19 protein-coding genes are annotated in these 23565 nt (G+C 72.4%); 8 read left to right on the forward strand and 11 right to left on the reverse strand.

Annotated elements, in window-relative coordinates:
* Positions 1-133 precede the first annotated feature (133 nt).
* Together ACH4OW_RS38830 and ACH4OW_RS38835 are read right to left on the reverse strand one after the other, a co-directional pair.
* Positions 134-817 (reverse strand): HAD family hydrolase, encoded by a 684-nt coding sequence (locus ACH4OW_RS38830; protein ID WP_360136342.1) that lies wholly within the window; start codon positions 815-817, stop codon positions 134-136.
* Positions 818-885: 68 nt separating this feature from the next.
* Positions 886-1392: a DUF6912 family protein gene (locus ACH4OW_RS38835; protein ID WP_398033587.1), complete on the reverse strand. Its 507-nt coding sequence runs from the start codon at positions 1390-1392 to the stop codon at positions 886-888.
* Between the two features lie 287 nt (positions 1393-1679).
* Here ACH4OW_RS38835 and ACH4OW_RS38840 point away from each other — a divergent pair, with 287 nt between their 5' ends.
* Positions 1680-2201: an Rv3235 family protein gene (locus tag ACH4OW_RS38840; RefSeq protein ID WP_360136346.1), complete on the forward strand. Its 522-nt coding sequence runs from the start codon at positions 1680-1682 to the stop codon at positions 2199-2201.
* 91 nt (positions 2202-2292) lie between these two features.
* Here ACH4OW_RS38840 and secA read toward each other — a convergent pair whose 3' ends face one another.
* On the reverse strand, positions 2293-5127 hold the full coding sequence (gene secA, locus ACH4OW_RS38845; protein ID WP_360140957.1) for a preprotein translocase subunit SecA: 2835 nt from the start codon (positions 5125-5127) through the stop codon (positions 2293-2295).
* Positions 5128-5494: 367 nt separating this feature from the next.
* On the opposite strand from secA, the gene ACH4OW_RS38850 reads away from it, so the two are divergent.
* Both ACH4OW_RS38850 and ACH4OW_RS38855 read left to right on the forward strand, forming a co-directional pair.
* Complete coding sequence (locus ACH4OW_RS38850; protein WP_398033592.1) at positions 5495-6079, forward strand: GNAT family N-acetyltransferase; 585 nt, start codon at positions 5495-5497, stop codon at positions 6077-6079.
* Between the two features lie 73 nt (positions 6080-6152).
* On the forward strand, positions 6153-7343 hold the full coding sequence (locus ACH4OW_RS38855; protein WP_398033594.1) for a winged helix-turn-helix domain-containing protein: 1191 nt from the start codon (positions 6153-6155) through the stop codon (positions 7341-7343).
* A gap of 43 nt (positions 7344-7386) precedes the next feature.
* On the opposite strand, the gene ACH4OW_RS38860 is transcribed toward ACH4OW_RS38855, so the two are convergent.
* The 7 genes from ACH4OW_RS38860 to mtnA form a co-directional block, all read right to left on the reverse strand.
* Positions 7387-8142, reverse strand: coding sequence for a response regulator (locus ACH4OW_RS38860; protein WP_398033596.1), 756 nt, complete (start codon positions 8140-8142; stop codon positions 7387-7389).
* 236 nt (positions 8143-8378) lie between these two features.
* The gene (gene hpf / locus ACH4OW_RS38865; protein ID WP_360140945.1) at positions 8379-9071 is read right to left on the reverse strand and encodes a ribosome hibernation-promoting factor, HPF/YfiA family; all 693 of its coding nucleotides are present in this window, start codon (positions 9069-9071) and stop codon (positions 8379-8381) included.
* Between the two features lie 318 nt (positions 9072-9389).
* Positions 9390-9674 (reverse strand): ComF family protein, encoded by a 285-nt coding sequence (locus ACH4OW_RS38870; protein ID WP_398033600.1) that lies wholly within the window; start codon positions 9672-9674, stop codon positions 9390-9392.
* 1321 nt (positions 9675-10995) lie between these two features.
* Positions 10996-12888: an LpqB family beta-propeller domain-containing protein gene (locus ACH4OW_RS38875; protein ID WP_398033603.1), complete on the reverse strand. Its 1893-nt coding sequence runs from the start codon at positions 12886-12888 to the stop codon at positions 10996-10998.
* Positions 12878-14926 carry an MtrAB system histidine kinase MtrB gene (gene mtrB, locus ACH4OW_RS38880; RefSeq protein WP_398033622.1) on the reverse strand — a complete coding sequence of 683 codons (2049 nt, stop codon included), beginning with the start codon at positions 14924-14926 and terminating at the stop codon, positions 12878-12880. The genes ACH4OW_RS38875 and mtrB overlap by 11 nt, the downstream gene beginning before the upstream one ends.
* Positions 14927-15251: 325 nt before the next feature.
* Positions 15252-15929, reverse strand: a complete 678-nt coding sequence (mtrA, locus tag ACH4OW_RS38885; protein WP_030017937.1) for a two-component system response regulator MtrA — start codon at positions 15927-15929, stop codon at positions 15252-15254.
* Complete coding sequence (mtnA, locus tag ACH4OW_RS38890; RefSeq protein ID WP_398033607.1) at positions 15926-17098, reverse strand: S-methyl-5-thioribose-1-phosphate isomerase; 1173 nt, start codon at positions 17096-17098, stop codon at positions 15926-15928. The genes mtrA and mtnA overlap by 4 nt, the downstream gene beginning before the upstream one ends.
* Positions 17099-17250: 152 nt before the next feature.
* On the opposite strand from mtnA, the gene ACH4OW_RS38895 reads away from it, so the two are divergent.
* From ACH4OW_RS38895 to ACH4OW_RS38915, 5 genes are read left to right on the forward strand one after another with little or no spacing between them, the layout of a single operon-like run.
* Entirely contained in the window at positions 17251-18675 is a 1425-nt protein-coding gene (locus ACH4OW_RS38895; protein WP_398033609.1) for a hypothetical protein, read from the forward strand.
* Between the two features lie 4 nt (positions 18676-18679).
* A complete protein-coding gene (locus tag ACH4OW_RS38900) occupies positions 18680-19372 on the forward strand; it encodes a DUF4129 domain-containing protein (RefSeq protein WP_398033611.1) in 693 nt (230 codons plus the stop codon).
* Positions 19369-20595: a DUF4350 domain-containing protein gene (locus tag ACH4OW_RS38905; protein ID WP_398033614.1), complete on the forward strand. Its 1227-nt coding sequence runs from the start codon at positions 19369-19371 to the stop codon at positions 20593-20595. The genes ACH4OW_RS38900 and ACH4OW_RS38905 overlap by 4 nt, the downstream gene beginning before the upstream one ends.
* Positions 20576-21541, forward strand: coding sequence for a MoxR family ATPase (locus tag ACH4OW_RS38910; protein WP_360140933.1), 966 nt, complete (start codon positions 20576-20578; stop codon positions 21539-21541). Before ACH4OW_RS38905 ends, ACH4OW_RS38910 begins: the two co-directional genes overlap by 20 nt.
* A 9-nt stretch (positions 21542-21550) precedes the next feature.
* Entirely contained in the window at positions 21551-22861 is a 1311-nt protein-coding gene (locus tag ACH4OW_RS38915; protein WP_398033617.1) for a DUF58 domain-containing protein, read from the forward strand.
* A gap of 24 nt (positions 22862-22885) precedes the next feature.
* Here the strand turns inward: ACH4OW_RS38915 and ACH4OW_RS38920 are convergent, their stop codons facing one another.
* The gene (locus tag ACH4OW_RS38920) at positions 22886-23413 is read right to left on the reverse strand and encodes a DUF1648 domain-containing protein (protein WP_398033620.1); all 528 of its coding nucleotides are present in this window, start codon (positions 23411-23413) and stop codon (positions 22886-22888) included.
* Positions 23414-23565: the final 152 nt, after the last annotated feature.

Raw genomic sequence — 23565 nt, forward strand, 5'->3', positions numbered from 1 at the left:
AACTCGGCCTTCGGCCGCCCCGTCCTCGCCATCCGTCCAGAATGCCGAACCGACAGCAACATCCGCAGCGAAATCCCGACTCAGGACACTAGGGCGGGTCCGCCTCTTTCGGACGGGTCCCGGCCCGCGTCGGCTACGCGGCCAGCCCCTCGGCTATCTCCACCGCCTCCGCCAGCGTGTCCACCACCGGCACTCCAGCGGCCGCCAGGCTGGCCCGGCTGTGCGACCCGCCCGTGTAGAGCACCGCGCGGGCCCCCGCGTGCCGTGCGGCCAGCGCGTCGTCGACCGCGTCACCGATCACGACGGTACGCCGCGGATCGACCCGGCCCGCGCCGGCCGGCCCGTCGGCCAGCGCGGCGAGGTGCCGCACCATGTGCTCGCTCTTGCTCCCGCCGGACGGCCCCGTGCGGCCTTCCACGCGCAGGAAACGCGACTCGATGCCGAAGCCCCGCACCAGCGGCATCAGCTCGTCGTGCCCGTACAGGCTCAGGATCGACTGGCTGCGGCCCGCCAGCTGCCAGCCCTCCAGCAGCCCCTCGGCGCCTTCGGCGAGCCCGCACCTGGGCCGGTGGGCGGCGTAGTGCCGGTGGAACGCCTCGTCCATGACCAGCCACTCCGCCTCCGTCGGCAGCCGCCCCAGGAGCCGCTCGTAGAACCGCGGCACGGGCACGCAGTACAGCTCGCGGTAGCGCTCCAGGGTTATCGGCGGCAGGCCCAGCTCGGCGAAGGCGGCATTCGTCGCGCCCATCACGGCGTCGGTGTCGTGAAAGAGCGTGCCGTTCCAGTCCCAGACGATGTGCGTCGTGTGCGTCCCCATGCCAAGACGGTACCCACGACCACTGACAGCCCAGTCGCGGACCGCGGCACCGCGGGGCACGCGGGCCGTCAGGCGATCAGGTTCGGGATCTCCTGCACGCCGAACCACATCAGGTCGTGGTCCTCGGCCCCGTCGACCGTGAAGCGCGCGTCGTCGTCGCCGAGGTCCGCCGCGCCCAGCGCGTCGGCGGCCGCCGCGACGTCCCCGGCCGCGTCGTCGGAGTCGACGTGCACCGCCGCGGCCTTCGACAGCGGCACCGGGCCCGCGATCCGGACCTCGCCCAGCGCCGCCTGGTCCAGGCTCCGGTCGGGGTCGGCGACGGCCGCGCCGTCCGGTACGTCCACGGCCACCACGACGCGGCGGCGCGGGGCCTCCGGGTCGGCGGCGATCCGGCGCAGGGAGCCCTGCGCGGCCCGGTTCAGCGCCGCGTACTCCAGTTCCTCGATGTCGTCGGAGACGTACCACTCGCGCAGCGCGGGCGTGACGGCATAGGCGTCCAGCGGACCGGGGCCCAACGCGCCGGCCTCGTGTGCCGCCGCGAGTCCGGGCAGGGTCAGGGGGACATACACGCGCATGGCTGCCGCTTCCGCTCACATCGCTGAAACCAGGGAAATCTGCTGTCCGGCCAGCATACGGGCGGGCGTCCCCCATCGTGCCCCGGCTCCGGCGTCCCGGCGCCGCACCTGCCGGGCCCGCGCCGCCGCGCGCCCCGCAGCGCCCGCCTTCCCCCGGATAGGTGAACCTCCGGCCGTCCGCCCGGCCCGGCCGGCGCCCCTTGCCGCCGCCGGACGCCCGCCGGTAGAAGAACCCCCACCGAAGCTACTCCCCGGTATCCACCGGACCGGCCGAACGGGGGCCCACCATGATCACCACCCAGGTCCACGCCCACCCGCCCACCCGCACCCACACCTCCAGGAGCACGCCCGCGACCGGCCCCGCCCGGCCCCGCACCGGTCCCCCGGGCCGCCGCGACACCAGGCGCCCGGCCGGACCCCGTACCGCCCCCGCCCCCGGCGTCCGGCGCCGCGCCACCCGCCTCCAGCCGCACGAGTGGTTCGCCGAGCAACTGCTGCTCACCCTGAGCGGCCGCCGCCCCGTACACGTCCTCCTCGGCCACACGCGGTCCGCCGCGTACGACCGCCTCGTGGAACTGGCCCCGCAAGCGCCCCTGCGGCCCACGGGCACCGGCACCGGCCGCCCCGCACCGGCCCCCACGGTCCGCCACTGCGGCCTGTGCCGGCCGCGCCGCGACGTCATCGAGGCGTTCGCCCGCATCGCCTCCGGCGACCGGCTGCGCGCCCTCGCCTTCCGCCTGGAGCTGGGCGCCGACATCCGCTGGCGCTGCACCGCACTGGACATCGGCCCGTCCGCCACCATCTGGTGACGCCCCCGCGGCCTTCGTACGCGCAAAAGCCGGGGTGCCGCAGCATCGAGCTGCGGCACCCCGGCTCACGCACCCTCTCGGACGCCCTGCGTCACTTCTTGCGGCGGCGCCCCGCGCTCTTCTGGGCCTTGCGGCGCTCCGCACGCGTCAGACCGTCCGACTCGGAACGGGCCGGCACCGCGTCCTCGCTGGTGAAGTCGCCCTCGACGACACCGCCCTCACCGTCCACCGTCGGCGCGGAGAAGTGCAGCCGGTCCGGGCGCTGCGGCGCCTCCAGGCCCTTCGCGTGGATCTCGGGGCGCCCGGCGCCGGCCCCGGCGGGCACGGCGTCCTGCACGTCCTTGTCCAGCGAGGTCTGCTCCGCGGCGTCCGCGACCGGGACCTCCTCGACCTGCTGCTCGACCTGGACCTCCAGGTTGAACAGGTAGCCGACGGACTCCTCCTTGATGCCCTCCATCATCGCGGTGAACATGTCGAAGCCCTCGCGCTGGTACTCGACCAGCGGGTCCTTCTGGGCCATCGCCCGCAGGCCGATGCCCTCCTGGAGGTAGTCCATCTCGTAGAGGTGCTCACGCCACTTGCGGTCCAGGACGGACAGCACCACACGGCGCTCCAGCTCACGCATGATGTCGGAGCCGAGCTGCTCCTCGCGGGCCGCGTACTGCTGGTGGATGTCCTCCTTGACGGCCTCGGCGATGAAGTCGGAGGTGATGCCGGCACGGTCGCCGGCCTCCTCCTCCAGCTCCTCGATCGTCACCTTGACCGGGTAGAGCTGCTTGAACGCGCCCCACAGGCGGTCCAGGTCCCACTCCTCCGCGAAGCCCTCGACCGTCTCCGCCTGGATGTAGGCGTCGATGGTGTCGTCCATGAAGTGCTTGACCTGCTCCTGGAGGTCCTCGCCCTCCAGGACGCGGCGGCGCTCGCCGTAGATGACCTCGCGCTGGCGGTTGAGGACCTCGTCGTACTTGAGGACGTTCTTACGGGTCTCGAAGTTCTGCTGCTCGACCTGCGACTGCGCGGACGCGATGGCGCGCGTCACCATCTTGTTCTCGATCGGCACGTCGTCGGGGACGTTGGCCATCGCCATGACCCGCTCGACCATCTGGGCCTTGAACAGGCGCATCAGGTCGTCGCCGAGGGAAAGGTAGAAGCGGGACTCGCCCGGGTCGCCCTGCCGGCCGGAACGGCCGCGCAGCTGGTTGTCGATACGGCGCGACTCGTGCCGCTCGGTCCCGAGGACGTACAGCCCGCCGAGGCTCTTGACCTCCTCGAACTCCGCCTCGACCGCGGCCTCGGCCTTCTCCAGGGCGGCGGGCAGCGCGGCCGCCCACTCCTCGACGTGCTCGACCGGGTCCAGGCCCTGGTTGCGCAGCTCGGCCTCGGCGAGGTCGTCCGGGTTGCCGCCCAGCTTGATGTCCGTGCCACGCCCCGCCATGTTCGTGGCGACCGTGACGGCGCCCTTGCGGCCGGCCTGCGCGACGATCGACGCCTCACGGTCGTGCTGCTTGGCGTTGAGCACCTCGTGGCGCACCCCGCGCTTGTTCAGCTGCTGGGAGAGGTACTCCGACTTCTCCACGGAGGTCGTGCCGACCAGGATCGGCTGGCCCTTCTCGTGCTTCTCGACGATGTCCTCGACGACCGCGGCGAACTTGGCGACCTCGGTGCGGTAGATCAGGTCGGCCTGGTCCTTGCGGACCATCGGGCGGTTCGTCGGGATCGGGACGACGCCGAGCTTGTAGATCTGGTGGAACTCGGCGGCCTCGGTCATGGCCGTACCGGTCATTCCGGAGAGCTTGTCGTAGAGGCGGAAGAAGTTCTGGAGGGTGATCGTGGCGAGCGTCTGGTTCTCGTCCTTGATCTCCACCCCCTCCTTCGCCTCGATGGCCTGGTGCATGCCCTCGTTGTAGCGGCGGCCGGCGAGGATACGGCCGGTGTGCTCGTCGACGATCATGACCTCGCCGTCGATGACGACGTAGTCCTTGTCGAGCTTGAACAGCTCCTTGGCCTTGATCGCGTTGTTCAGGTACCCGACGAGCGGCGTGTTCACCGACTCGTACAGGTTGTCGATGCCGAGCCAGTCCTCGACCTTGCTGACGCCCGACTCGTGGATGCCGACCGTGCGCTTCTTCTCGTCGACGTCGTAGTCGCCGGTTTCCTCGATACCGCGCTGCGGGTTGGCGGGCTCGCCCTTCTTGAGGCGCTTGACCAACTTCGCGAAGTCGCCGTACCACTTGGTGGCCGAGTCGGCCGGGCCCGAGATGATCAGCGGCGTACGGGCCTCGTCGACCAGGATCGAGTCGACCTCGTCGACGATCGCGAAGTTGTGGCCGCGCTGGACCAGCTCGTCCTTCGACCAGGCCATGTTGTCGCGCAGGTAGTCGAAGCCGAACTCGTTGTTCGTGCCGTACGTGATGTCGCAGCTGTACTGTTCGCGGCGCTCGGCGGGCGTCATGTTGGCCAGAATGCAACCGACGCTCAGGCCCAGGAACTTGTGGACCCGGCCCATCATCTCGGAGTCGCGCTCGGCCAGGTAGTCGTTCACCGTGATCAGGTGGACGCCCTTGCCGGACAGCGCGTTCAGATACGCGGGGAGGGTACCCACCAGGGTCTTGCCCTCACCGGTCTTCATCTCGGCCACGTACCCCAGGTGAAGGGCCGCGCCACCCATCAGCTGAACGTCGTAGTGACGCTGGCCGAGCACGCGCTTGGCGGCCTCTCGGACCGTCGCGAACGCCTCGGGCAGCAGGTCGTCCAGCGTTTCGCCGTCCGCGAACCGCTCCTTGTACTCGTCGGTGAGCGCCCGCAGCTCTGCGTCGGAGAGGGCCGCGAAGTCCTCCTCGATGGAGTTGACCTGACCCGCGATGCGGTGCAGTTTGCGCAGGATCTTTCCTTCGCCTGCACGCATGAGCTTGTTGAAGACGGACACTTGGGCTGGTCTCCTTGCCGGTCGGGCCTGGCACGGTCAGGTGCGCGGGCGCGGCATTTTTCCAAGGGGCAGGCCCCGCCGCAACGGCCATCGTAAAGGAGGACCCCTTCCGGCCGGGAGGTCCACCGCCGCGAAGCCACCTGCGCTCCCCTGTGCGCACCTTTCCCTACGTGAACGCGCGAGGCCGGAAGAAGGTGCCGGGCCCGATACGGAAAGGTGCCGGGTCCGGTACGGAAAGGTGCCGGGCGGACGCGGCCCGGGCACCGGGAAGGGGCCGGACGGGGTGCGGCCCCGGGCGTCGGGAAGGGCCCGGAAGGGCCGCCGAAAACTGCTGGCCACCGGGCCGCCACCGCCGCACACTCCCCGTATGGAGCCCGTCACACTGACCACCGAGCGCCTCGTCCTGCGCCCCTTCTCCCCCGCCGACGCCCCGGCGGTGCACGCCGCCTGCCAGGACCCCGACATCCCCCGCTGGACCCCGGTGCCCTCCCCGTACGACTTCTCACACGCGCAGGATTTCGTCGCCCGCGCCTGCCCGGAAGGCTGGCGCACGGACTCCACGTACAACTTCGCGGTGACCACCAAGGCCGACGGCACGCTGGTCGGGGCGATGGGCCTGGTCCACCTGGCGCTGCACACCGCGGAGCGGCAGGCCGAGATCGGCTACTGGACGGCCAAGGAACGGCGCGGCCGGGGATACACCGCCGAGGCCGTACGGGAAGTCGCACGCTGGGCCTTCACCAGCCTGCGGGTCGAGCGGCTGGAATGGCTCGCGCAGGCCGGCAACACCGGCTCCCGCGCGGTGGCGCTGAAAGCCGGCTTCCGCATGGAGGGCACGCTGCGCGCCAAGATCGCCCACCGGGCCACCCGCCGGGACGCCTGGATCGGCTCGCTGCTCCCCGCCGACCTGGGCCTGGCCTCCGAAACGCCCCATCTCCCGTTCCCCGGCTGACGAGTTCGGACGGAAGGGACGCGGGGCAGGGGCTTCCCCGCCGTTGTCAGTGGTCACTCCTACGCTGTGCCCCATGACAGCTGCGACGCCCGCGAAGCCCGTGACGACGAAGCCCGTGACCTCCCTGTCGGCCGACGACGCCCGGCGCATCGCCCTGCGCGCGCAGGGCTTCCTCGGCGCGCCGGACCGCCGCGCGGGCGTCCGGGGCGTCCTGCGCCGCCTGGGCGCGGTGCAGCTGGACACGATCTCGGTCCTGGCCCGCTCCCACGAGCTGATCCCGTACGCCCGCCTCGGCGCGGTCGGCCGCCCGGACATCGAGTCCGCCTACTGGTCCGGCGGCCACAGCTTCGAATACTGGTCGCACGCCGCCTGCATCCTGCCCATCGAGGAATGGCCGCACTTCGCCTTCCGGCGCCGCGCGAGGCGCGCCAAGGGCCACCGGTGGCACCTGATGGAGGACCGCGACCGCTCCTGCGCCGCCGTACTGGACCGCCTCAAGGCCGACGGCCCGCTGACCACCTCCGACCTGGGCGGCGGCCGGAAGGGCGGCGAATGGTGGGACTGGTCCGAGACGAAGATCGCGGTGGAGTGGCTGCTGGACACCGGCGAGGTGGTCTGCACGGAGCGCCGCGGCTGGAAGCGGGTGTACGACCTCGCCGAGCGCGCCGTTCCCGACCACCTGCTGCACGACGACCTGGACGACGAGGAGTGCGTGCGCCGCCTGGTCGCCCAGGCGGGCGCGGCGATGGGCGTCGCCACCCGCGCGGACCTCGCCGACTACCACCGCCTCAGGAACGACCAGGTCGACGCCGTCATAGCAGGGTCGGGGCTGGTCCCGGTCGAGGTCGAGGGCTGGGGCAGGCCCGCCTGGGCCGACCCTGCCGCCCTGGCCGCGGCGCCGCGCGGCCGGCACCGTACGACCCTGCTGTCGCCCTTCGACTCCCTCATCTGGGACCGCCCGCGCACCGCCCGGATCTTCGACTTCACCCACCGCCTGGAGGCATACGTCCCGCGCCCCAAGCGGGTACACGGCTATTTCGCGATGCCGCTGCTGACCGGCGGCCGGCTCGCCGGCCGGGTGGACCCGGCCCGCGAGGGCAGCACGCTCGTCGCCCGCCAGGTGTCGATGCGCGACGCGAAGGCCGTACGGCCGATGGCCCAGGCCCTGACCGAGGCGGCGCAGTGGGTCGGCTGCGACTCCGTACAGGTCGAACGCTGTGACGACCGGGACATGGCCGCGGCGCTGGTGGCGGAGCTGGCGTAGGAGGGGGGTGGGCCCTGCTGTCCGGACCGGCCGGCCGGTCCGCTCAGCGGATCTCCAGGATCTTCTCCCGCATCGCGTACACCACGGCCTCCATCCGGGAGTGCAGCTGCAGCTTCTCCAGGATGTTGCGGACGTGGTTCTTGACGGTGTTCTCGGAGATGAACAGTTCCTTGGCGATGTCGCGGTTGTTCATGCCCGTGGCGACCAGCTTGAGGACCTCCAGCTCGCGGTCGGTGAGCCGGGGCGCCGGCACCAGCCGGCGCTCGTCCGTGCGCTGGATCATCGACTTGAACTCGGTCAGCAGCTTGGACGCCATGGAGGGGCTGATCTGCGACTGGCCGTCCGCGACCGCGCGGATCGCCGTCGCCACCTCGTCGGTGGAGATCTCCTTGAGGAGGTAGCCGGTGGCCCCGGCCTTGATCGCGTCGTAGAGGTCGGCCTCCTCGTCGCTGATCGTCAGCATGATGATCTTCGCGCTGGGGGCCACCTCCTTGATGGAGGTACACGCCTCGATGCCGCCGCGCCGGGGCATCCGTACGTCCATCAGCACGATGTCGGGCAGCAGGTCGGCGGCCTTGTCCACCGCCTCGGCGCCGTCCCCGGCCTCGCCGACGACCTGGATGTCCTCCTCCTGGGCGAGCACGATCTCCAAGCCCCTGCGGAAGAGCGCGTGGTCGTCGACGACCAGAACCCTGATCGGCTCTTTGCGTGACACGCCCGCGTCCGTGCCGGAATCGTCACCGACGCCGACCCGGTCGCCGTCCGCTCCGCCGTGCACGGGCCCGAAGCTGTCCCCCATCGTTCCTCCCCGTCAACCACTCGGCCGGTGAAGGCCGGAGTTCGGGTATAAGGCTGGTTGACCACAGCCCCCTGCGACCAGCCCGAACAACGCCATACAAACGTCTCCCCCGCATGTCGTCATCGCGCGCTCACCAGCACCTTGGCCGGCACGAACACTATACGGCCTCAACTCCTGGCTCCCGCAGGCGCGATGGTGCCCCCGGGCGTACGCCGGGGGCACCATTGCGGCGGTCATCAGCCGCCGAGCGCCCCTCCGGCGCCACCGGGCTCCTCTCCCCCGAACGAGTCGGGGTTCAGGTGGATGACGCCGTAGTCGTAGGCATGCCGCCGGTAGACGACACTCGGCTGCTTGGTCTCGGCGTCGACGAAGAGGTAGAAGTCGTGTCCGACCAACTCCATCTCGTACAGGGCCTGATTGAGCGTCATCGGCACCGCCGAGTGGGTCTTCTCGCGGACGATCAGGGGCCCTTCGCCCTGGACCTCCAGCGAGCCCATCTTCGTCGTCGGCACCTGATCCTGCGGCGTGTCGTCCACGGCCAGCCGGCCGCTCTCGTCCAGCTGCGCCGCGTCGGGAACGCTCACCGCGACGTCACTCGCCGGGATGCGCCCGCTGCCGCGCCGCGAGTGGCGCTTGTCGTGCTGCTTGCGCAGCCGCGCTTCCAGCTTGGCCGTGGCCAGGTCGAGCGCGGCGTAAGGGTCGGCGGCGGCCGCCTCGGCCCGTACCACCGGGCCTCGGGAGCGGAGGGTGATCTCCACTCGGTCGGAACGGTCGGCCTGCCGGGGGTTGGGCTCCTTGGACACCTCGACGTCCAGGCTGATCACCTTGCCGTCGAGCTTCTGGACCTTGTCCAACTTCAGCTTCTCGGCCACGTGCTTGCGGAACCGCTCGGGCACCTCGGTCTTGCGGCCCTTGACGACGATGTCCACGCAGAACTCCGTTCCCGGATCGCCCCGCTCAGCGCGCGGAGCGATTCCTTCTTGCACCAGGCTCCGGTGAGTGCCGAAGCCTCGGACTTGGCGACTTTCACCTCCTCCTCCCCCGTCGGCGCGGTCCCCACTCCCGTGATTTCAGGGTCCCCGCATACACCCGCAAACGCACCTATTCAGGCATCCACGGCAAAGCGTCTGCCAAGTCCTCACAACCGAACATAGCTCGCCCGGACGGGTGTCGGCACCCCCTAGCTTCCACTAGCTCCGTTTGGGTGGGTTTTCGCCCTCGTTACCTGCAACGATGAATTTTCCCGGTCAGTTCCAGTTGATTTCGAAAGCACTTCGCGGCGCCGCGACCACAGCCGCCCCCACCACCCTCCCACCGGCCGCCCGGACGGCCCGCGCCGCCTCCGCCAGCGACGCCCCGGTGGTCATCAGATCGTCCACCAGCACCACCGGGGCCGTCGCCAGTGGCCCGCCGGCTCCGGCGACGACGGACAGGGCCCCGGAGACGTTGGCCAGGCGTTGACGGGCTCCGAGGCCCGCCTGGTCAACCACCGTACGCCGCTGCCGCAGCACGTTCAGTACCCGAACGGGCACCCCTCCCCGCCGAAGGTCCCGAGCCGCCGCGAACGCCATCCGCCGCACCGGATCGTGCCCCCGCCCCGCCACCGCCCGCCGGGCCGAGGGCACGGGGACGAGGAGCAGGGGCGTGACGGAGGTGAACGGGGGTACTGGAGTGCTAGGGGACCCCACACTGCGGGATCGCGTTCTTCCACGAACGGAGGGAGCGCCAGTGACCGGAACGAGCGGAGCACGGGCGGGCCCCGGCAAGGCACCACCGCCGGGCCCAAAAGACACGCCCCCACCAGCCAAGCCCCCGCCCGGCCCACCAGCCAAGCCACCACCCGTTCCACCAACCAAGCCCCCGCCCGGTCCACCAGACAAGCCACCGCCCGGCGAGTCGCCAACGCCCCGCGGGTAAGCAGCCTCGGACCGCTCACTCCTGTCCGGTCGGGACCGCCGCACTTCGGGGGAATGCCCCTGGTCGGACTGCGCAGAATCGGCGGAGCCCGGGGTGCCATGCAGGCCGCCAACGGGCTGCGTAAGGCCGCCCTCCAGGCGCGACGCCTCAGCGGGCACGGAGGGGCCACCCGACAGACGCGGCGCCTCAGCAGGCGTAGGCGATCCATCCGCGAGACGCGGCACAGCAGGCGTGGGCGCTCCGCCAGGCAGGCGCAGCCTTTCAGCAGGCGTGAGCGTTCCTCCAGGCAGGCGCGGCCCCTCGGCGCGCATGGGCGGGCCATTCGCCAGGCGCGACGCCTCCACAGACGCGGACGGGCCACCCGACAGACGCGACGCCTCCACAGACGCGGACGGGCCACCCGACAGACGCGACGCCTCCACAGACGCGGACGGGTCACCCGGCAGACGCGGCGCCTCAACAGACGCGGCGGGCGAGCCATCCGTCAGGCGCAGCGGACCGCCCTCGGCCCACAACCCGCGCACGGCCCCCGCCAGCGCCACCCCCAGCGGACCGGCCAGCCGCAACGCCCCCCGCTCCTTGTGCGCGAGCAGCACCGCGCGCACCTCATCGGCGTACGGAGCCGCGGCGCAGGTGGGCGGCAGGCCGGGCGGGACGGGGCGCGGGCGTACTCTTCGGGGGCCCCGGGGGCCTCCCCCGCCCCCACCCCCTCTCCCCCTCGCCCCCCGGGACAGTGCCTGGCGGCATTCCTCGCACAGGTCCGTACGAGGACGGCCGCATCCGGCGCAGTCCACCGGTAGTACCAGACCGGTGATTTCTCGCCATACGCCCCGCATGGGATCTACTGTCCCGCCGGGCGGGTGGGGGCGCCACCCCCTGTGGATAACTCGGGTGACGGGGGTGCGAGCCCAGGAGGCGGCCGCCGGGCCTTTTCCCCTACCCCGGGTAAACCGGCGCCTTGCCTTCCTTCGCCACCGTCTTCCAGTTCGCGTCCTGCGGCAGTCGCACAATGCCCTCGGCACCGTCGGCCACCAGCGGCCGGTTCTCGTCCTCCGAGGCCGTCACCGCCTTGACGCCGCTGACTCCGGGCAGCGTCTGCGCGCTCGACGCCGAACCGTCCGTCTCCATGAACTGCATCTGCTGCACCCCGCCGGACTGCCGGCCGACGACCACGAGCCGGCTGCCGCCCGCCCAGGACGCCGCCACCACGTCCTCCAACTGGGGGGCGACCGGCCGCATTTCCTCCACCGACAGCGTCGGGTGCTGCGCCGTGCCGCCGCGCTCGACCCGGCCGAGCTGCAGCGTCGTACGTCCCTTGTCCTCGACCAGCACCGCGATCCGGATGCCGTCGGACGCCACCTTGATCGCCTTGATCCGCCGGTCGCCGAGGCCGGGCACCGTCACCACGTCCGGTGTCCCCTTGCCCTCGCGCAGCCGCAGCAGCCGCGAACCCTTGTCGCTGCGGTCCGCTATCCACAGGTCGCCGAGGCCGTCCCAACTCGGCGCCGACAGGCCGTTCTCGGCCGTGCTGTGCAGCACCGCCGGGCCGCGCTCGGCGCCGTAGTCGAGCGGGGCCACGTACAGCGACCGCCCGTCGGCCGAGACGCCGGCCACGCTGCTCTCGCCACGCGATACGGCGATCGAACTCAGCGCGGTCTTGCCGGTGCCGAACGGCCCCCGCACCGGCCGCGGCTCCGTCGTCGTGTCGGGCATGCTGACCACCTTCTGGTCAGCGGCGATCCAGTACTCCTGGGCGGGCCGCCCGATGTGCTTGCGCGGCGCGAACTCGCTGTTGGCGCGGTCCTGCGACAGGACGCACAGCCGGCTGCCGCCCTCGTCCTGCAGTTCCACCTCGCTGAGCTTCGACGCGCGGGTGATGTCCTGGACGGTGAAGAACAGCTGGGCCGCCATCCGCCTGCACTGCCCCGGCGTCGCGCCGGCGGCCCCCTTGCCGAGCCGCACCTTCAGCGCGTTGGAGTCGTCGAGGGACAGGCCGCTGCTCTTGAGCCGGGTGCCCGTCGGGAACGCCGAGGCGGTGACCTGGTTCAGCCAGTTCGTGGGCCCTTCCAGCAGCGCGGCCACGCTGGCGGTGATCGGGTCTATCCGCTGGCGCAGGTAGACGGGGTCGGCGACCAGCACGTTCTTGCCCGCCTTGGACGACTGCGCCTCCGACTTGTAGTCGGCGAAGTAGTACTTGTTGACGGACCGGTAGATCCGTTGGAAGTCGGACTGCCCGAGCACCAGCCCGTCGGGCAGCCGGTCGATGCGCCACTGCCCGTCCTCCTTGGTGAGGTGGACGGACTGCTTGTACGCCTTCTCCTCGGGCGTGTAGGCGTGGTTGCGGTCGACGGTGGCGACCTGGTTGCCGGACAGTGTGACCGTGTAGCCGTTCGGGTCCTCGCGGTTGGCCTGGCCCACGGGGTCGGCCTTCGGGCGCTGCTGGAGCACCTTGGTCGCCGAGAACGGCCGCCACGTCTTCTTCGTGGACTTGGCCAAGTACTGCACGGCCGTGCTGAAGTCCACCTCGTCGCTCGTCGTCGCGTCGAGGAAGCCGCTGACGATCTCGGTCGGCTGCGCCCCGTCCTGCGGCGGCACGCCGTAGACCCGCACCTGCGAGTCGGCGTCCGCGCGCGGCGACTGGTCGACGGCCTGCATGTCCCCGCTGTCGGGCATCGACGCGCATCCGGCCAGCAGCAACGCGCCGCAGCCGAGCGCCGCACCCGTACGGGCGAGCCTGCCGCGCGCCCGCGGCCTCAGCCGCCCGGTACCTGCGGCGCCCGCTCCGGGGCCGGTTTCCGCGCCTGCTCCGGCACCCGTTTCAGCGCTCACGAACCTCGTCCTCCCGCTCCGCGCCGTCGTGCCCGCGCGCCGCACCACCGCGTACGCCGTTTCCCTGTACGCCGTCGCCGCCGGCACCGTTCCGGTGCGCGCCGTCACCGAGGGGGTGCGCGCCGTCGCCCAGGGGTTCGGCGCCGTCCGGCCGGACGTGGGTGAGCGACTCCGCGGGGCGTGACTCCGGGGAGCGCGGCGCCGGGGCGCGCGGCGCCGGGGCGCGCGGCTCCAAGGGGCACGGCTCCGCCAACCGCTGCTGCGCCGGAATGGCGGCCGCCGTCCGCACCGCGGCCGCGCCGCGCACCTGGTACGGGCCGGCCGCCTGGAGGTTGCGCCGCGAGTCCTCCGGTTCGAGCGGTATCGGCGAGCCGCGCAGGGCTTCCCCCGCCGTACACGGCAGCGTCAGCCGGAACTGCGAGCCGCCGCCCGGCTCGCCCCACGCCTGCAGCCAGCCGCCGTGCAGCCGGGCGTCCTCGACCGCGATCGACAGGCCGAGCCCCGTACCGCCGGTCGTACGGGCCCGTGCCGGGTCGGCGCGCCAGAAGCGGTTGAACACCCTGGCCGCCTCGCCCGGCTTGAGGCCGACGCCGTAGTCGCGCACGGCGACGGCCACCGCGCCGCCGTTGCGGCCGCCGGCCGCGGCCAGCCGCACCACGACGTCCCGGCCCTCGCCGTGCTCGACGGCGTTGACCACGAGGTTGCGCAGCACCCGCTCGACCCGGCGGGCGTCCGCCTCCGCGATCACCGGCTGTTCGGCGCCGCGCACCACGATGCGGCTGCCCTTGCGCTCCGCCAGCGGCTCGGCGCCCTCGATGACCCGGTGCACCACGTCGCGGAGGTCGATCGGCTCGGCCTCCAGAGCGGCCGCGCCCGCGTCGAAGCGGCTGATTTCCAGCAGTTCGGCGAGCAGCGACTCGAACCGGTCGAGCTGCCCGCGCAGCAGTTCGGCGGAGCGCGCGGTCACCGGATCGAAGTCTTCGCGCGCGTCGTGGATGACCTCCGCGGCCATCCGTACGGTCGTCAGCGGTGTCCGCAGCTCGTGCGACACGTCGGAGACGAACCGCCGCTGCATCCGCGACAGCTCCTCCAGCTGCTGGATCTTGACCTGGAGGTTCTGCGCCATCTTGTTGAAGGACTCGCCGAGCCGGGCGATGTCGTCCTCGCCGGTGACCTTCATCCGCTCCTGGAGCAGCCCGGCGGCCAGCCGCTCGGAGATGCCCGCCGCCATCCGTACGGGCGTGACGACCTGCCGTACGACAAGCCAGGCGATGGCGCCGAGCAGCACCACGACGAACACCCCGGCCGTCGCCAGGGTCGTCTTTACCAGGCTCAGCGACTTCTCCTCCTGGCTGAAAGGGAAGAGATAGTAGAGCTGGTACGGGTTGCTGTTGACGTCGTTGAGGCGCTTGCCGATGATGATCGCCGGCTCGCCCTCCTCCGATCCGACGCGCTTGATCTGCGTGGACTGGCGGAACGTGCCGGTCTTGGTGTCCAGAATCTGGCGCATCTCCGCGGGCACGCTGCGCGCGGGGTCGACGTCCCCGGAGGCGCGCGGGCCCCGGGTGTCCGGGCTGCTGTCCCCGAACGGCTCTTCCACGGCCGATCCGGAGCTGAGCGCCACCACGGAGAAGACGCCCTGGCCGCCGCTGGCGAGCTGCTCGACCAGGCTGGTCAGCCAAGTCGCGGAGTCCTGGGGCCCGCGGCTGCCGGAGCGTCCGGCGTCGTCGCCGCGGCCGTCGGTGGTGCTGTCGGCCAGCTTCTGCGCCACGGCGAAGCCGCCGGTGGCCTGGCTCTGCGCGGCCTGCCGCTTGGCCTCCAGCAGTCCGTTGCGGACCTGTCCGATGACCACGACGCCGAGGATCAGGACGACGCCCAGCGACATGAGCAGGGTCGTGGCGACCACGCGGAGCTGGATGTTACGGCGCCACAGGCGCAGCGCGGGCAGCAGCGGACGGCGTATCCAGCGGCCGAAGAGCCGCAGCATGGGGTGGACGGGGCCGCTCGTGGCGCCGTCGGGCAGCAGCCGTCCGGGCATCCCCCGGAACCGCTCTGCCGGTCCCGGGCGGGCGGCGGCACGTGCCTCGCCCGCCGGGCGTTCGGCGGTCCGCGCGCCGCGGGCGTCGTCGCCTTCGGGGCGCTCGGCCGCGGTGTCCTGCCCGGCCCGCTCGGGGCCGTCTCCGTGTCCGTTCGCCCGGGCGTGCCCGTTGGCCCGGCCGTGCCCGTTCGCCCCGCCGTCGGCCGCCCGGCCGGTCAGCCGGCCGAGCACTCGACCAAACATCCGACCAGAGCCGGGCATATCGCCTGCCGGGCGGACGGTCCGCCCCCGCTCGTCCTCCGGGGCCGAACCGTCCCGGGACATATCAGCTGGGCCCGGCCTTATAGCCGACTCCGCGCACGGTCACCACGATCTCCGGGCGCTCCGGGTCCTTCTCGACCTTGGAGCGCAGCCGCTGCACGTGGACGTTGACCAGCCGGGTGTCGGCGGCGTGCCGGTAGCCCCACACCTGCTCCAGCAGCACCTCGCGCGTGAACACCTGCCACGGCTTACGGGCCAGCGCCACCAGCAGGTCGAACTCCAGCGGCGTGAGCGCGATCGACTGCCCGCTCCGCTTGACCGAGTGCCCCGCCACGTCGATGACGAGGTCACCGATGGCCAGCTGCTCGGGCGCCGGCTCCTCCGAGCGGCGCAGCCGCGCACGGATGCGGGCCACCAGCTCCTTGGGCTTGAACGGCTTGACGATGTAGTCGTCGGCCCCCGACTCCAGGCCGACCACCACGTCGACCGTGTCGCTCTTCGCGGTCAGCATGACGATCGGTACACCGGACTCGGCCCGGATCAGCCGGCACACCTCTATGCCGTCCCTCCCGGGCAGCATGAGGTCGAGCAGCACGAGGTCCGGCTTGGTCTCCCGGAAGGCGGCGAGCGCCTTGTCCCCGTCCGAGACGAACGACGGTTCAAAGCCTTCGCCGCGCAGCACGATGCCGAGCATCTCTGCCAGTGCGGTGTCGTCGTCGACGACCAGGACGCGTCCCTTCATTCGGCCATCATCCCATTACCTGATCGTGACTTACTCCATCGTGATGTGGAACACAGCTCCGCGAGGCCGCCCGGGGTCACCGGCGAGACCACTCCGGCCTCGGTGACCATCGCCGTCACCAGCTCGGCCGGCGTCACGTCGAAGGCCGGGTTGTAGGCCAGCGCGCCCAGCGGGGCGATCTGCACCCCGGTGCCGGCCTCCGCCCCGGCGCCCGGCGCGAACGGCATCGCGATTTCCGTCACCTCGTGCCCGGGCCGCTGCTCCACCTCGATGAGCGCGCCGTCCGCCGTCGCCAGGTCCACCGTGCTCGTCGGCGCTACCACCACGAACGGCACGTGGTGGTAGCGGGCCAGTACGGCCAGCGGATAGCTGCCCACCTTGTTGGCGACCGCGCCGTCCGCCGTTATCCGGTCCGCGCCGATCAGTACGGCGTCCACCTCGCCCGCCGCGAAGAGCGACCCGGCCGCGCCGTCCGCGAGCACCGTGTACGGCATGCCCGTACGCGCCGCCTCGTACGCGGTCAGCCGCGCGCCCTGCAGCAGGGGCCGGGTCTCGTCGACCCACAGCCGCCGCAGCTCACCGGCCCGGTGTGCCGCCAGCACCACCCCCAGGGCGGTGCCCTCGCCGCCGGACACCAGCGCCCCGGTGTTGCAGTGGGTGAGTATCCGGTGGCCGCCGCCGGGCAGCAGCTCGCCCAGCAGCGCCATCCCGTGCGCGGCCATCCGCTTGCTGGCCTCGGCGTCCTCCGCGTGCACGGCCTGTGCCTCGGCCAGCGCCGCGGCTGCGGCCCGCTCGGGGCCGGCCCCGTCGGCGACCGCGTCGCGGTACGCGCCGGCGGCCCGTCGTACGCCGTATTCGAGGTTGACCGCCGTCGGGCGGGCATACGCCAGGGTGTCGGCCGCGTCGGCCACGTCGAATCCCCGCGCGGCGGCGAGGGCGACTCCGTACGCACCGGCGATGCCCAGCAGCGGAGCGCCGCGCACAGCCAGCGTCCTGATCGCCTGCACCAGTGCCGGAACGTCCGTGCAAACCAGTTCGACCTCTTCGGACGGCAACCGTGTCTGATCGAGGAGAACCAGTACGGGCCCCTCGGGAAGCTCCTCCCAACGCAGTGACGGAACCACGGGAGCGTCGGCGCCCGCCTCGGACTTCTCGTAGCGATCGGCCATCCGCCCAGTCTGCCGCCGACAGCGGTCGGAGCAGAAGAGTCCCCCCGCACGAGGGCCCGGGGACGCGGGCGCACGCGCCATGACACGATGACAGGCACTGCGGACGCCGGACCCCGGCCATTCGAACGGGCGGGAAGCATGAAGGAGCGACGATGAACAACTCTCCGGGCTGGGCCTCGCCCGGATCCTCCCCCTCCGACGAGCCGGACCGCGCCGCGCAGGAACAGCCCGCCACCACGGGCCCCACCGGCCCGGACACTCCGGCCGGCCCGGCCGGTTCCACGGACCGGAGCGGTCCCACCGCTCCGGCAGGTCCGGCGGAACCGGCGGGACAGACCGGCACGGAAACGGCCGATGGCTCCACGGTCCCGCCGCAGTGGTCCAAGGAGCAGCCGCCCGCCGGTCAGTGGTCCGCCCCCACCGGCGGCCCCGCCCGCGGCGGGCAGGGCGGCCAGGGCGGCCAAGGACCGCAGGGTGCCCCCGGCGGCCAAGGCGGCTGGGGAGGACAACCGGGCTGGGGAGGACAACCGGGTTGGGGTGCCCCCTGGGCTCCGCCGCCCGCCGCCAAGCCCGGCGTGATCCCGCTCCGCCCGCTCGGCGTCGGCGAGATCCTCGACGGCGCGGTGTCCACCATGCGTGCCCACTGGCGCACCGTCCTGGGCATCTCGCTGGTCGTGGCCGTCGTCTCGCAAGCCGCGAACACGCTCGTCACCGGCATCTGGTTCCGGAACGCCGGCAGCGCCACCGCGAACGACCCCGACGCCTCCTTGCGCGAGCTCATGGGCGAACTCGGCGGCACCCTCGCGGGCACCGCCGTCACCTCGCTGATCGGCGTGCTGGGCACGATCATCGTCACCGCGCTGCTCACCATCGTCGTCAGCCGGGCCGTCCTGGGACGCTCGGTGACGGCAGGCGAAGCCTGGCGGGACGCCCGCGGCCGGCTGCCGCGGCTCCTCGGCCTGCTTCTGCTGCTGCCCCTGATCACCTCGGTCGTCCTCGGCGTCGGCATGCTGCCCGGCATCATCGTCGCGGTGGTGGGACAGGTCACCGCCGGTATTCTGCTCGCCCTGGTCGGCGCCCTGGGCGCGAGCGTCGCGGCCGTCTGGCTGTGGGTCCGCTTCAGCCTCGCCGCCCCGGCGCTGATGCTGGAGAAGCAGGGCGTCATCGCGTCCATGCGGCGCTCGGCCAAGCTGGTACGGGGCGCCTGGTGGCGGATCCTGGGCGTCCAGCTCCTGACGTACGTGCTGATCGCCATCGTCCAGATGATCGTCCAGATACCCGCCACCGTCATCGCCGTCCTCCTCGGCGGTGAGGGCTTCTCGTCCTGGATCGAGGGCAACGGCAGTCCCGGCTGGACGTTCCTGATCGTGCTGGCCGTCGGCGCCGTGATCACCTCCACGGTCACCTACCCGATCAGCGCGGGCGTCACGGCGCTCCTCTACATGGACCAGCGGATCCGCCGCGAGGCGCTCGACCTGGAGCTGGCCCGCGCCGCCGGCCTGCCCGGGTACGACGCGGACGCCCCCGGGCCCCAGGGCCCCCACCAGGGGCCCGCCGGCCCCACGCCGGGAAGCTGATGCGGTGACGCCGCCAAGGGGGACGGCCGTATTCGCCCGGCTGACGACGGGCTCCGGCGAGGACGGACCGGTGAGGATCCCGCGTGACGCCGCCCGCGAGGCGGCCGAACGCGAACTCGCCGATCCGCGGTACCACCAGAACGACCCGAACCTGCTCCAGCGTGCCCTGGACTGGTTCTGGAAGAAGGTCGGCGAGCTGTTCGACGCCGCCGCCGGGGCCACCCCGGGCGGCTGGGCCGGTCTCCTCGCCATCGTCCTCGTCGTCGTGCTGCTCGCCGTCGCCCTGCGGCTCCGGCTGGGCGCCCTGCGCCGCACCCCCACCACGGGTGGCGGCGCGCTCTTCGGGGAGCGTCCCCGCACCGCCGCTGAGCACCGCGCCGCCGCCGAACGGCACGCGGCCGAGAGCCGCTGGACCGAAGCCGTCCAGGAACGGATGCGCGCCATCGTCCTGGCCCTGGAGGAACGCGCCCTGCTCACCCCGGGCCCCGGCCGCACCGCCGACGAGGCCGCCACCGAGGCAGGCCGGGCCCTGCCCGCCCACGCCGAGCGCCTGCGCGCCGCCGCCCGGGCGTTCGACGACGTCACATACGGCGGCCGCCCTGGCACCGAACGGGAGTACGCCCTCCTGAGCACCCTCGACACCGACCTGCGGAACAGCAAGCCCCGGCCCGCCGCTCTCCACGGGGGCGGCGCATGAGCACCACCACGACCGGCACCACCTCTCTCGCACCGTCCCCGCGCCGCCTGTGGACCCGCTCGCGCGGGCTGCTCGCCGCCGTCCTCGTCCTCCTGCTGGGCGGGGTCGCGGTCGCGCTCCTGCGCTCCGGTGACCAGCACGGACGTCTCGACCCCCGGTCGGTGGACCGCACCGGGAGCGGCGCGGTCGCCGCCCTCCTCGCCGACCGGGGCGTCGGCACCCGCGTCGTGACCACCACGGAGGAGGCCGCCGCCGCGGCCGGCCCGGACACCACCGTCCTGGTCACCAACCCCGGCCTGCTCACCCGCCGCCAGCTGGACACCCTGCACCAGGCCACCGGACGGACGGCCGGACGCACCGTGCTGCTCACTCCGGGCCCGGCCACCCTGGACGTCTTCACGCCCGGGGTCGAGACAGCGGCACCCACCGACGTGACGGCACTGGCCCCCGACTGCGCGCTGCCCGCCGCCCGGACCGCCGGCGACGCCGAACTCGGCGGCCTGCGCTACTCGGCCCCCGTCCCCACCGCCGACCGCTGCTACCCCAGCCACGGCAAGGCCACCCTGGTGCGCGTGCCCACCAGCGCCGGCGGCGACACCGTGCTCCTCGGCGCCCCCGACATCCTCTACAACCACCGCCTCGCCGAACGCGGCAACGCCTCGCTGGCCCTGCAACTGCTCGGTTCGCACAAGCATCTGGTCTGGTACCTCCCCTCCGTCAGCGATCCCTCGTCCGCGCAGGACGAGCAGCGCGGCTTCTTCGACCTCATTCCGTCCGGCTGGGGATGGGCGCTGCTGCAACTCCTCATCGCCGCCGCACTCGCGGGCCTCTGGCGGGCCCGCCGGCTCGGCCCGCTCGTCCCCGAGCGGCTTCCGGTCACCGTCCCCGCCGCCGAGACGACCGAGGGACACGCCCGCCTCTACCAGCAGGCAGGCGCCCGTGACCGGGCCGCCGCCGTCCTACGAGCCGCCACCCGCACCCGGCTCGCCCCGCTCTCCGGCGTGTCCCCCACGCACGCCCACACCCCCGACATCCTTCTCCCGGCCGTCTCTGCCCGGCTTCCCGCGGACGCGGGAACCGGCACCGCACTGCACGCCCTGCTCTTCGGCCCCCCGCCCGCCGACGACAAGGGCCTGGTCACCCTGGCCGACCAGCTCGACCACCTAGAACGCTCGATTTTGTCCCCAGAGAGGCACGACCCCCGTGAGCACCCCGACAGCTGACAGCGCCCGCTCCTCCCTGGAGGCCGTGCGCACCGAGATCGCCAAGGCCGTCGTAGGCCAGGACCCGACCGTCACCGGCCTGGTCGTCGCGCTGCTCTGCCGTGGGCACGTCCTGCTCGAAGGCGTACCCGGCGTTGCCAAGACCCTGCTCGTACGCGCGCTCTCGGCGACCCTGGAACTCGACACCAAGCGCGTGCAGTTCACCCCCGATCTGATGCCGAGCGACGTCACCGGCTCGCTCGTCTACGACTCCCGCAGTTCCGAGTTCTCCTTCCAGGCCGGCCCGGTCTTCACCAACCTGCTGCTCGCCGACGAGATCAACCGGACGCCGCCCAAGACCCAGGCGTCCCTGCTCGAAGCCATGGAGGAGCGCCAGGTCACCGTCGACGGAACGCCCCGCCCGCTCCCCGAGCCCTTCCTCGTGGCCGCCACGCAGAACCCCGTCGAGTACGAAGGCACCTATCCGCTGCCCGAGGCCCAACTCGACCGGTTCCTGCTGAAACTGACGGTCCCGCTCCCCGCCCGCCAGGACGAGATCGACATCCTGGCCCGGCACGCGCAGGGCTTCAGCCCCCGCGACCTCGAAGCCGCGGGCCTCCGCCCCGTCGCCGGTCCCGCCGACCTGGAAGCGGCCCGGGCCGCGGTCGCGAAGACCTCCGTGTCACCCGAGGTCACCGGTTACATCGTCGATATCTGCCGTGCCACGCGCGAATCCCCCTCGCTCTCCCTCGGCGTCTCCCCCCGAGGAGCCACCGCCCTGCTCTCCACCTCCCGGGCCTGGGCCTGGCTCACCGGCCGCGACTACGTCATTCCCGACGACGTGAAAGCCCTGGCCCTGCCCACGCTCCGGCACCGCGTCCAACTCCGCCCGGAGGCCGAGATGGAAGGAGTCACCGCCGACTCCGTCATCAACTCCGTCCTCGCCCACCTCCCCGTCCCCCGCTGAGACCGAGCCGTGGCCCTGACCGGACGCACCGCCCTCATCTCCGCCGTCGCAGCTCTCTTCGTCGGCCTCCTCATGCCGAGCTGGACCGGTATCCTCACCGTCCAACTCGCCCTGCTGCTAGCAATTTTGTGCGACCTCGCACTCGCCGCGCCAGTGCGGAAGCTCCAGTTCACCCGAACCGGTGACACATCCGTTCGACTAGGCCAGGAGGCCAGGACCCACCTCACCCTGACCAACCCGGACCGGCGGACACTGCGCGCGCACCTCCGCGACGCATGGCCCCCCAGCGCGTTCCACCCCGGCACGGAAATCCCGGCCTCCCGGCACCGCCTGCGCGTCCCCGCCGCCGAACGCCGCCGCGTCACGACGACGCTCCACCCCACCCGCCGCGGCGACCACCACGCCGTCCGCGTCACGGTCCGCTCCTACGGCCCCCTCGGCCTGGCCGCCCGCCAAGGCAGCCACCACGTCCCGTGGACCGTCCGCGCCCTGCCCCCCTTCACCAGCCGCAAGCACCTCCCCGGCAAGCTGGCCCGGCTGCGCGAACTCGACGGCCGCACCAGCATCCTGACCCGCGGCGAAGGCACGGAATTCGACAGCCTCCGCGACTACACCCCCGGCGACGACACCCGCTCCATCGACTGGCGCGCCACCGCACGCCGGCAGTCCGTGGCCGTACGCACCTGGCGGCCGGAGCGCGACCGGCGCATCCTCCTGGCCCTCGAAACCGGCCGCACCTCGGCCGGCCGGGTCGGCGACACCCCGCGTCTGGACGCCTCCATGGACGCCGCTCTGCTGCTCGCCGCCCTGGCGTCCCGAGCCGGCGACCGGGTCGACCTCCTCGCCTACGACCGCCGGGTACGGGCCTCCGTACAGGGCCGCGCGGCGGGAGACCTCCTGCCCGCCCTGACCGACGCCCTCGCCCCCCTCGACCCCGAACTCGTCGAGGCCGACGCCCGCGGTCTGGCAGCGACCATCCACCGCAGCACGCCGCGCCGGTCCCTGATCGTCCTGTTCACCGGCCTGGACACGGCCCCGGTCGAGGAAGGGCTGCTGCCCGTGCTCCCCGGCCTCACCCAGCGCAACGAGGTCATCGTCGCCGCCGTGGCGGACCCTCGCATCGAAGAAATGGCCGCCGCCCGACACACGCCCCAGGCCGTGTACGCAGCGGCCGCCGCCGAACAGACCCGGGCGGCCCGCCGCCGCACCGCCGACCGCCTGCGCCGCCACGGTGTGACGGTCATCGACGCCACCCCGGCCCGCCTCGCCCCCGACCTGGCGGACGCCTACCTCTCCCTCAAGGCCTCCGGTCGGCTGTAGGAAGCCCTCGGCGGGCCGTTCAGCTCAGTCCTTACGGTCCCTGACGGCCGCGGCAATCGTCACGGCGGTGCCGACGAGCAGCGGGACCAGCAGCCCGGCGTACGCCCAACCGGGTACGTCCGGATCAGTCGCGGAACGCCACAGAATCCCGCAACCCACGAATAGTGCGACGCCGACGGATGCGTTGAGCAGCAGCAGAGACCGGGCCATTCGGCGTGCCGACTCGCGGCTGGCCGGCCTGTTCACCAGAAACTCGGACGCCCCAGCGGCATACGGTGCCGTGTTTGTATCCGGCAGCTCGTCGCGTGGTGTGACCCGCAGGGTCAGCTCGGCACAGCCGACCATCAGAACTGTCGCCCCCGCATAGACGAAGACCAGCAAGAACGCGCTGCCGATCGACCGGTCCGTCCAGGCGTCCACTCCCTGCATACCGACGTGTTTCGGTATCTGCGCCGGCAGCTGGGCGTATCTGACGGCACCCCAGACGGCCATTGCGGCAAGGAGGACGGCGTTGGGGATCAGCCACAGCCGGACAGGGGAAGTGAACACCATGACACTGATCATCCGATATGTGCGTACGAGTGGAAAGCCCTCTTCACGTCACTCGTCCGGCCAAAACAAAAAAGCTCCGGTCCCTGAACCAGAAGGTTCAGGGACCGGAGCTGAAAAATTGTTCGGCGGCGTCCTACTCTCCCACAGGGTCC

Source organism: Streptomyces sp. NPDC017056 (assembly GCF_044332485.1).
Lineage (GTDB): Bacteria > Actinomycetota > Actinomycetes > Streptomycetales > Streptomycetaceae > Streptomyces.